Here is a 9,423-nt window from a genome sequence, read left to right on the forward strand (position 1 = left end):
CGCGCGGAAGCGTTGTCATTAGAGTCGCAAAGTTCAGCTCCCTCTTTTTTCAGCGCCCATCGACGCCATGCCCCGTCCCGCCCGAACCCGTCGCACCTTTGCCGCCGCCCTGCTGACGCTCGCCGCCGTCGCCGCGCTCTCCCCTGCCCGCGCGCAAAGCGATGCAGCGGCAAGTAACGCCGCCGTGCCGTCGCTGAAAGGCAAGCGCATCGGCATCACGGCGATCGGCACCGATCATTACTGGGACCTGAAGGCATACCAGGGGGCGATCGACGAAGTGAAGCGGCTCGGCGGAACGCCGATCGCACTCGACGCCGGCCGCAACGACAACCGCCAGATCGCGCAGATCCAGACGCTGATCGCGCAGAAGCCCGATGCGATCATCGAGCAGCTCGGCACGGCGAGCGTGCTCGAACCGTGGCTGCAAAAGATCCGGCAGGCAGGCATTCCGCTGTTCACGATCGACACGGCCTCGCCGTCGAGCCTCAACGTCACGACCTCGGACAACTTCTTCATCGGCGAGCAACTCGCGCTGAAGCTCGTCAACGACATCCACGGCGAAGGCAACATTCTCGTGTTCAACGGCTTCTACGGCGTGCCGGTGTGCGCGATCCGCTACGACCAGTTGAAGGCGGTGCTCAAGTACTACCCGAAGGTGAAGATCCTGCAGCCCGAGTTGCGCGACGTGATTCCGAATACCGTGCAGAGCGCCTACGCGCAGGTCAGCCAGCTGCTCGCGAAATACCCGAAGGGGCAGATCGCCGCGATCTGGGCCGCGTGGGACGTGCCGCAAGTCGGCGCGACGCAGGCCGTCGACGCCGCGCGCCGCAGCGAGATCAGGACCTATGCGGTGGACGGCAGCCCCGATGTCGTCGCGCTCGTGAAAGACCCGAAATCGAGCGCGGCGGCCGTGGTCGCGCAACAACCCGCGCTGATCGGCAAGACCGCGGTCGACAACGTCGCGCGCTACCTGGCCGGCGAGCGCACGCTGCCGCCCTATACGTACGTCCCGTCGCTGCTCGTCACGAAGGACAACGCCGGCTCGGCCCAGCAGACGCTCGGGCAGGCCGCCGCCCCGAAATGAGCGCCGACTCGCGCCCGCCCGCGCTGGCGCTGCGCGGGATCGTCAAACACTTCGACGGCGTGCCGGCGCTGCGCGGCGCGTCGCTCGACGTCGCGCGCGGCACCGTGCACGGGCTGATCGGGCAGAACGGCGCCGGCAAGTCGACGCTGATCCGGATTCTCGCCGGCATCGACACCGCCGATGCCGGTACGATCGCGATCGACGGTGCGACACAGGCGCTCGCACACCGCGCGCCGCCGGAGGGCATTGCGTTCATTCATCAGGAGCGTCTGCTGCCGGCGACTTTCACGGTCGCCGAGGCGCAGCAGTTCGGCAACGAACCGGCCTACGGCGCGGGGCCGCTCGGGCTGCTGGCGGCACGCCGGATGCGACGCGATGCCAGCGACGCGCTGCACGCGCATTTCGGCCTCGACCTGCCGCCGAACCGCCTGATTGCCGAATTGAGCGTCGCAGAGCGGCAGATCGTGCAGATCACGCGCGCGCTGATGCGCGACCCGCGCATCCTCGTGCTCGACGAACCGACCGCCGCGCTCGTCAGCAGCGAGGTCGACCGCCTGCTGCAGACACTCGACCGGCTGCGGCGCCGCGGGCTGACGATCCTCTACGTGTCGCACTACCTGAACGAGATCGCGGCGATCTGCGATCGGGTCACCGTGCTGCGCGACGGCACCGACGTCGCGCACGTCGACGCACGGACCACGCCGACCGAGGCGCTCGTCGCGGCAATGATCGGCACCGGGATCGCCGCACGATCGCAAGCGCCGGTGCGCGTGCCCGGCCCGTCCGCGCTGCGGGTCGCCGGCCTCGCGGCGCCCGGCCGGTTCGACGACGTGTCGTTCGAGGTCCGGCGCGGCGAGATCGTCGGTGTCACAGGGCTGCTCGGTTCCGGCGGAAAGCAGGTCGTGCGCAGCCTGTTCGGTCTCGAACGCGGCGTGCGCGGCACGGTGACGCTCGACGGCCGCGTGACGCGGCTGCGCAGCCCGCGCGACGCGGTGCGTCGCGGCATCGCGTTCGTGCCGGAAGACCGCCGCTCGCACGGCATCGCGCCGAGCCTGTCCGTGCGCGAGAACATCACGCTCGCGAGCCTTGCGCGCTTCACTCGATTCGGTCTGGTCGCGCGGCGCCGCGAGGACGACGCGGTGCAACGGCTGATCGCCGCGCTCGACGTGCGGGCGCCCGGCCCGGACGCGCCGGTGCGCCAGCTGTCCGGCGGCAACCAGCAGAAAGTCGCGCTCGCGAAATGGCTGAACCGTGGCGCCGATCGCACGTCGCCGGTGTATCTGTTCGACGAGCCGACGGTGGGCGTCGATATCGGCGCCAAAGCGGAAATCTACCGGCTGCTCGACCGCCTCGCACGCGACGGCGCGGCGATCCTGCTGTTCTCGAGCGACCTGATCGAGCTGCTGGACGTCACCGATCGCGTGCTCGTGATGGCACGCGGCCGGATCGTGCGCGACGTCGCGACCCGCGACGCCACGCGCCACGATCTGCTCGCGTGGGCGACCGGCGCACGCGGCCACACGCCGCGGCAGGAGGTGGCCGCATGAACCGGATCCTCGATCGTGCGCCGCCCGGAGCGGCGTTCGCGCGGCTGCCGGGCACGTTCGGTGCGCAATTCTGGCTGCGCTGGGGCGCGGCACTGGCGTTCGCCGTCGTGTGTGCGGTGTTTGCCGCGAGTTCGCCGCTCTTTCTGACCGTCGCAAACCTCGCGAACGTGCTGCAGCAGTCGGCCGTGGTCGGCATCCTCGGGTTCGGGTTGACCGCCGTGCTGATCGGCGGCGGCCCCGATCCGATCCGCGGCGGTCTCGACCTGTCGGTCGCGGCGAACATGGGCCTCTGCGCAGCCGTGCAGGCCGTCGCGCTGCGCGACGGGGCGCCGGACGGCGCGGCGCTTGCGCTGATGCTGGCCACCGGCGCGGCGGTCGGTGCGCTCAATGCGTTCGCGGTGATCGCGCTGCGCATCGTCCCGCTGCTGGCCACGCTGACGACGATGAATCTCTGCGCCGGCTTCGAACTGGTGCTGACGCAGAACACGTCGGTCGCGGCGGCGAGCCCGGTGCTCGCCTTTCTGATCGACAGCGGCCCGTTCGACATACCGCATCTCGCGCCCGCGTTGCTGATCGTCGCGCTGCTGTTCGGCGTGCTGCTGCACCGAACCCGCTTCGGCCTGCGGCTCGCCGCGACCGGTGCGCATCGCGATGCCGCCCGCGCGGCCGGACTGCGCGTGAACGCGTATGTCGCGGCCAGCTACGTGCTGAGCGGCGTCTCCGCCGCGCTGGCCGCGCTTGCGTCGAGTGCCTTGCTGAGCGGCAGCTCGCCCGGCGCCGGCGAAAACCTGCTGGCCGTCGTCGCGGTCGCGCTGCTCGGTGTCGTGTTCTCGCGGCGGCTCGTGCCGACGATACCGGGCACGCTGCTCGCCGCGCTGTTCGTCGGCATCGTCGGCAACGGCTTCCAGCTCGACAACGTGTCGAGCTACTGGGTCAACGGCGTCGAAGGCGCGCTGATCCTGTTCGTCGTCGCGACGACTGCGCTGATTCGGCGCCGCCATACGGAACACCATGCCCATGACTGAACGAATCGGCCGCCTGCAGCGGTTCTCGCTCGTGGCGGCACTGCTCGCGGTGATCGCCTTCTTCGCCGTGTTCGCACCCGGGTTCACGCGGCCCGCCAATCTCGCCGACGTGCTGGTGAACAACTTCGCGCTGCTTGCGATCGCCGCGCTCGGGACGACGCTCGCGCTGTCGATCGGCGCGGTCGACCTGTCGCTGGGCACCGCGATCGACGTCGCGAGCCTCGTGTTCGTGCAGCTGGTCGCGCACCAGGTGGGCGTGCTGCCGGCCCTGCTCGGCGGCCTCGGTGCGGCGGTGCTGGTCGGCACGTTCAACGGCGCGCTGGTCGCCGGCCTCGGGATCGCACCGTTTCTCGCGACGCTCGGCACGCTGTTCATCGGCCAGACCGTCCAGCAGCTCGCCACCGGCGGCGGCCAGCCCGTCTACCTGCTGAACGTGGCGCTGCCGCCGCTGTTCGGCGCGCTCGCGCACGGTACGCTCGCGGGCGTGCCGGTGCCGCTGTGGTGCGTCGTCGTGCTCGCCGCGGCCGTGCATGTCGTGCTCGCGCATTCGGCGTTCGGGCGCTACAGCGCCGCGCTCGGCGCGCAGCCGGGCGTCGCGCGCCATTCGGGGCTGCCGGTCGCGGCGACCGTCGTGGCGACGTTCGTCGCGAGCGCGCTCGTCTACGGCGTGGTCGGCCTGCTGCTGTCGTCGACGGTCAAGGCCTATGTGCCGCAGGCCGGCAACGGCTTCCTGCTGAACGCGATCGGCGCGACCTTCATCGGCACGACGCTGTCGCCGACACGCCGCCCCGGCGTCGCCGGCACCCTACTCGGCGTGCTGCTGATCAGCCTCGTCGCCAACGGGCTGCTGCTGATCGGCTGGAACTTCTACTGGCAGCAGGTTGCCACCGGCGCGCTGATCCTCGCGGTGCTCGCGCTGAGTTTCATGGGGCGGCGTGTACGCGCCGCGTGAGCCGCCGCACGCCGTGCCTCCCCTACACCGCGTTCAGGCGCGGGCGTCCGCGCGCCGGCCGATGCCGAACGTGAACGCCAGCGCGAGCACCAGCAGCGCCCCTTTCACGAAATCCTGCAGGTAATACGGCGCATTGAGCATCGTCAGGCCGTTGAGCAGCACCCCGACGAACACGGCCCCGACCACGGTGCCGAACACGTTCGGCCGCTTCGCGCCCCACACCGCGTACCCGACCAGCGCGGCGGCCACCGCGTCGAGCAGCAGCGAGTGCCCGGCGCTGACGTCGCCGCGCCCGACGCGGGCGGCGATCAATACGCCCCCCAGTGCCGCGATTGCGCCCGATACGACATACGCCGCGACCCGGTAGCGCGCAGCAGGCGCACCGGCCAGCCGCGCGGCCGTCTCGTTGCCGCCGATCGCATAGATCACGCGGCCCCAGCGCGTCGCTTCCATCGCGATGCAAGCCAGCACCGTCACCGCCGCCAGTATCAGAACCGGCAACGGCACCACGTCGAACACGCGCAGGCGCCCGAGCGCGAGAAACGCGTCGGGAAACGTGCCGCTCGCTTCCGTGCCGTCGGGCAGCACCGAACCGGTCGCGAGCGAACGCCCGCCGGTCGGAATCAACTGCAGGCCCGCGAGCAGGAACAGCGTGCCGAGCGTCGCAAGCTGGTCCGGCACGCGCAGGCGCGTGATCAGAACACCGTTGAACAGGCCGGCTGCCACACCGAGCGCAACGCAGGCCGCCACCGCCGCGAGCGCGCTGCCGTGCCAGACAACCAGCACGTAGCTGGCCGCCATCTGCGCGGATGCGGCGATGCTGCCCACCGACAAGTCGAAGCCGCCCGCCGCGAGCGTGATCGTCACACCGATCCCGAGCAGCGCGACGATCGACACCGCCTGCAGGATGCTGAACAGGTTGTCCACGTTCAGGAACGCGGGCTCGTTGACGGTAAAGACGACGACCAGCGCGGCGAGCACGAGCAGGATGCCGGTGCGTTCGAGGCCGGCGCGCAGGCGAGCCGACGCGGGCAACGCCGGCCTGGTGGACGGCGCATCGGGTGCAACGGCAGGTGTGGCGGATTTCAGCATCGTCATGGATCAGTCCGACGGGTGGGAGGATGAATGATCGAGCGTCGCGCGGTCGAACCGGACGACTCGATCGGCGACTTCGACCGCTTCCTCGAGATCGCTGACGAACACGAGCGTCGCGCGTTCGTGCGCATGGCGCCGCAACATGTCGACGATATCGGCGCGCGCACCGGCGTCGATGCCCTGGAACGGTTCGTCGAGCAGCAGCAGCCGCGCGGGTTCCGCGTGCCAGCGGGCGAGCACGACCTTCTGCTGGTTGCCACCGGACAGCCGCACGAGACGGTCGTCGGGGCCCGTGCAGCGAATCCCGAAGCGCGCGATCGCGGCGGCGGCGGCCGTGCGCTCGCGCGCGGCGCGCACCGCGCCGCCGCCGAACCAGCGCGACAGGAACGGGAAGCTGATGGTGCCCGCGATCGACGCAAACGGCACGCTGTCGGGAAACAGCGACGTGCGCCAGCGGTCCTCGCCGGCGAGGAACACGCCGGCGCGAATCGCGTCGGCAGGTGAACGCGGGCGCCACGGCCTGCCGTCGAGCGTCATCGCGCCCTGCGCCGCGCGCACGGTGCCGAAGATCGTGTTCGCGAAGCGCGATTTGCCGCCGCCGACGGGCCCCGCGATCGCGACGATCTCGCCGCGCCGCACGTCGAGATCGAACGGCGCGCTGGCCTGCGTCAGGCGCAACCCGCGCACGCTCAGGCCGCCGTCGCCGGGCCGCGCGATCGGCGCCGGGCCCGGCGCACGCGCCTTCGGCAACGGCCGCCCGACCATCGTTTCGACCGCCGCGTCGAAATCGACCGGTGCGGCGAGATCGGCGACGATCCGTCCGTCGCGCACGATCGCGACGCGATCGGCGATACGGCGCAGGTCGCCGAGCCGGTGCGACACCAGCAGGACCGCGACGCCTTCGTCACGCAATGTATCGAGCAGCGCGAACAGGCGCTCGGCCTCCGGCGCCGACAGGCTCGCGGTCGGTTCGTCGAGGATCAGCAGGCCCGGCTGCCCGGCAAGTGCTCGCGCGAGCGTCACACGCTGCTGGTCCGCCAGCGAAAGCGACGCGAGCGGCGCCGCCAGGTCGGCATCGAGCCCGACGCGTTCGGCGAGCGGCCGTGCGGCATCGCGCCGGGCGGCCGGCGGCACGCGCCACGGCGATGCCGGATCGCACAGCCGGTCGAGCAGCAGGTTGTCGGCGATCGACAGCGTCGGCACCACCGCGTCGGCAACCGACTGATGCACGGTCGCGATGCCGAGCTGCTTCGCCGCGTGCGGCGACGCGGGCCGATAAGGCGTGCCGCGCAGCGTCAGCGTGCCGCCGTCGTGACGGATCACGCCGCTCAGGATCTTGACGAACGTCGATTTGCCCGCGCCGTTGGCCCCCATCAGCGCGACGACCTCGCCGGCGCCGATCGACAGGTCGAGCGATGCGAGCGCGGTCGTCGCGCCGAAGCGCTTCGACACGCCGATGGCCGTCAGGACGGGCGGCCGCGCGACGCGATGCCGTCGATCTACTCGGAGATTGGATGAAGTCGTCGTCAATGCGGTGTCGAAAAGATGTGCCTCTCGGCGGGCGGTGCCATGTGCGCAACGCCACCTGGTCACCGGAAACGTGCGGGGGATGCTTTGCGCAGGGGCCATCCCGCTTGGGCGGAGACACCATGTCGCGGCTCATCGACTTCGGCCTCCACGTCGATCCGCGTCGAGCATGACTGTGCACCGGGCAGGCATCGACGCCGGTTCGGCCAATCTAGCGTGCCGCACGATGTACCCGCAAACAACGATTTCTGTCATCGATATGACGTGGGCGAGAATCCCGACTCCACTCCCTGTCACGCCCCTCGCGCTGCCGGGGATGTGCGAACCGCTGCGTGACGCGCTCTAATACTTTTTCTTTACCGGACTTTGTTTACCTGAAAATATAGCCCCGCCGTTCGCGCGATTTGCAAAGAGTCTGGACATTTGCGGATACGCGTATCGCCGGCCCGGCATTGATCTGAAGACGCGGCACCTCGTCACGCTTGGAGTAAGCAGTGCCATGAGCGGCTGCGAGAATCAATTGCGTTTCCAGCCTGGCGCTGCCTTGAATCTCGGCATCTCGGTCGAGCAGATCCGCGAGGTATTCATTCAGGTGCAAGTTTTTGCCGGGAATGCGCGGGCGTTCAATGCGGCAGCCATTTTCAAATCCGTCGCCGACACGTTTCAGAATAACGAATAGCATGATGCCCTCGACCCGGTGGCAACTGATCGTGACGTATGTGTGCGCCGACGCAGCCGTGACGGTTATTTCACCGGATGCCGGCATCGTCGGCGACCTGTTCGGCTACCCGCTGCTCCCCCCGTCGCCGCGCTGATCGTCGGCGGGATGATCGTGAAAATGGGCGCCACGTTCGGCTGGGACGCATTGCATGATCTGATGAACCGGGCGGCCGACGATGAAGATGTGCAGGCGATCCGCGCAACGCTGGTTGCGACACGTGGTGTGCTCGACGTACACGACCTGCGCACACGCAAGACCGGCGACTTGATCCTCGTGGACGTGCATCTCGACATCGACGCTGATCTTACGGTCGCACAAGGGCACGACATTGCGGTGGAAGCGCGTGCGCGCGTGATGAAGCATCACCGTGTCCTGAATGCCACGACGCACGTCGATCCACGGAGCCGCGAGAGCCTTCCCCGAGGTCGCCTCCGGGATGCGCGTTCGGTAGCCGGAAGCGGCTGGACGATGCACCCGATCGAAAGATTGCGTGCGCCGCGTGTCAATCGGACCCGCGCGGATGATGGCCGCGTCTGAAAGTCAACCGGCGTTCATTGACGAGTGCCCGCCAATCGAGCTTCATCAGCGCGAACACGAGGCCGAGCAAGACCAGTTGCGTGACGACGAAGTAGCCGCCGAGATACGTGCCTTCGAGTTCTGATTCCACGTCCAGCCGGGTCGATGCAAAGCGGCCGAGATGCGCCCAGATCGCATAGGTCGTTGCGCGGCCGATGAAGAACGCCGCCGCGATGATTCTGAGTGGCAACCCGGAAAGCCCGTATGCAACGAAGAGGTAGTTCGACGGCAGCGGGCTCAACGCGTAGAAGAAAAACGCGCCGGCGGTGACGGTCCGGTGCTGTCGCAGCCAGCGCGTGGCGACGTCGATATTCTCGCGGTCGGATTCCCGCATCCAGCGGGAGTGGACAAGCGCTCTCGCGAAGGTCGCCAGAATGACACGGCCGGTCGTCGCCGCGCCGGCCGCCACAACGGCAAAGATGAACGGATTGCCGTCGGGCAGGTTGAACCCGACCCATGACATCGCCATCCACGTGGGCGGGGCGAACGCCGGCATGAGATTCAGCAGAAGAATCAGCACGAAGAGTACAGCCAGCGTCAGCACGATATCGACTCCAGGCCATCCGGTGTCACGGCTCAATTTTGCTGAGGAAAGGGGCCGATGGCTTGACTCACGTCAAGCAACGCGGCGTGCCGGTCGTTCACGGGAGGCACGCCGTCCTGACCCATGTCAATGCTCAAAGCGCGGCGCTTCCTAGACTGATGCCACGCCGTCCGCAACCGAAACCGGATGCGGCGAACACCACCATGCACGGCGATCGGAGCAATGGCCATGTCCCGAGTCCCCTGGTCGATCGATCTCGTGTTGCTGATTCTGGCGGCCGCCACGCTCGCCGGCGGCGGCGTATGCGTGGCGTTCGGCCAGCCGTCGCTCGCACGATTCGCCTGGCTGCTGG

8 protein-coding genes and 1 pseudogene are annotated in these 9,423 nt (G+C 69.0%); 6 read left to right on the forward strand and 3 right to left on the reverse strand.

The features are described from left to right. Positions 1-67: 67 nt before the first annotated feature. Genes ACTJLD_RS16430 through ACTJLD_RS16445 form a run of 4 tightly spaced genes read left to right on the forward strand, consistent with a single transcriptional unit; the run spans position 68 to position 4,608 of the window. Positions 68-1,084, forward strand: coding sequence for a sugar ABC transporter substrate-binding protein (locus ACTJLD_RS16430; RefSeq protein ID WP_440659295.1), 1,017 nt, complete (start codon positions 68-70; stop codon positions 1,082-1,084). Then, positions 1,081-2,631, forward strand: coding sequence for a sugar ABC transporter ATP-binding protein (locus ACTJLD_RS16435; protein WP_440659296.1), 1,551 nt, complete (start codon positions 1,081-1,083; stop codon positions 2,629-2,631). The genes ACTJLD_RS16430 and ACTJLD_RS16435 overlap by 4 nt, the downstream gene beginning before the upstream one ends. Next, a complete protein-coding gene (locus tag ACTJLD_RS16440; protein ID WP_059697046.1) occupies positions 2,628-3,656 on the forward strand; it encodes an ABC transporter permease in 1,029 nt (342 codons plus the stop codon). The genes ACTJLD_RS16435 and ACTJLD_RS16440 overlap by 4 nt, the downstream gene beginning before the upstream one ends. Next, positions 3,649-4,608, forward strand: coding sequence for an ABC transporter permease (locus tag ACTJLD_RS16445; protein ID WP_440659297.1), 960 nt, complete (start codon positions 3,649-3,651; stop codon positions 4,606-4,608). The genes ACTJLD_RS16440 and ACTJLD_RS16445 overlap by 8 nt, the downstream gene beginning before the upstream one ends. Before the next feature lie 33 nt (positions 4,609-4,641). Here the strand turns inward: ACTJLD_RS16445 and ACTJLD_RS16450 are convergent, their stop codons facing one another. Further along, the gene (locus tag ACTJLD_RS16450) at positions 4,642-5,700 is read right to left on the reverse strand and encodes an ABC transporter permease (RefSeq protein ID WP_376699221.1); all 1,059 of its coding nucleotides are present in this window, start codon (positions 5,698-5,700) and stop codon (positions 4,642-4,644) included. Positions 5,701-5,709: 9 nt separating this feature from the next. Then, complete coding sequence (locus ACTJLD_RS16455; protein WP_440659298.1) at positions 5,710-7,233, reverse strand: sugar ABC transporter ATP-binding protein; 1,524 nt, start codon at positions 7,231-7,233, stop codon at positions 5,710-5,712. 454 nt (positions 7,234-7,687) lie between these two features. On the opposite strand from ACTJLD_RS16455, the gene ACTJLD_RS16460 reads away from it, so the two are divergent. Further along, positions 7,688-7,909: a carboxymuconolactone decarboxylase family protein gene (locus ACTJLD_RS16460; RefSeq protein ID WP_440659305.1), complete on the forward strand. Its 222-nt coding sequence runs from the start codon at positions 7,688-7,690 to the stop codon at positions 7,907-7,909. Between the two features lie 79 nt (positions 7,910-7,988). Further along, a pseudogene (locus ACTJLD_RS16465) lies at positions 7,989-8,402 on the forward strand (cation diffusion facilitator family transporter); the annotation flags it as partial. Between the two features lie 51 nt (positions 8,403-8,453). Here the strand turns inward: ACTJLD_RS16465 and ACTJLD_RS16470 are convergent. Beyond that, entirely contained in the window at positions 8,454-9,071 is a 618-nt protein-coding gene (locus tag ACTJLD_RS16470; protein WP_440659299.1) for a hypothetical protein, read from the reverse strand. Positions 9,072-9,423: the final 352 nt, after the last annotated feature.

Origin of the sequence: Burkholderia sp. 22088 (assembly GCF_052045915.1) — a bacterium.
Lineage (GTDB): Bacteria > Pseudomonadota > Gammaproteobacteria > Burkholderiales > Burkholderiaceae > Burkholderia > Burkholderia cepacia.

What these genes read in the sequence shown, in the direction of transcription:
- ACTJLD_RS16430 (WP_440659295.1), top strand. Translation starts at nt 68, where the DNA reads ATGCCCCGTCCCGCCCGAACCCGTCGCACCTTTGCCGCCGCCCTGCTG.
- ACTJLD_RS16435 (WP_440659296.1), top strand. Translation starts at nt 1,081, where the DNA reads ATGAGCGCCGACTCGCGCCCGCCCGCGCTGGCGCTGCGCGGGATCGTC.
- ACTJLD_RS16440 (WP_059697046.1), top strand. Translation starts at nt 2,628, where the DNA reads ATGAACCGGATCCTCGATCGTGCGCCGCCCGGAGCGGCGTTCGCGCGG.
- ACTJLD_RS16445 (WP_440659297.1), top strand. Translation starts at nt 3,649, where the DNA reads ATGACTGAACGAATCGGCCGCCTGCAGCGGTTCTCGCTCGTGGCGGCA.
- ACTJLD_RS16450 (WP_376699221.1), bottom strand. Translation starts at nt 5,700, where the DNA reads ATGCTGAAATCCGCCACACCTGCCGTTGCACCCGATGCGCCGTCCACC.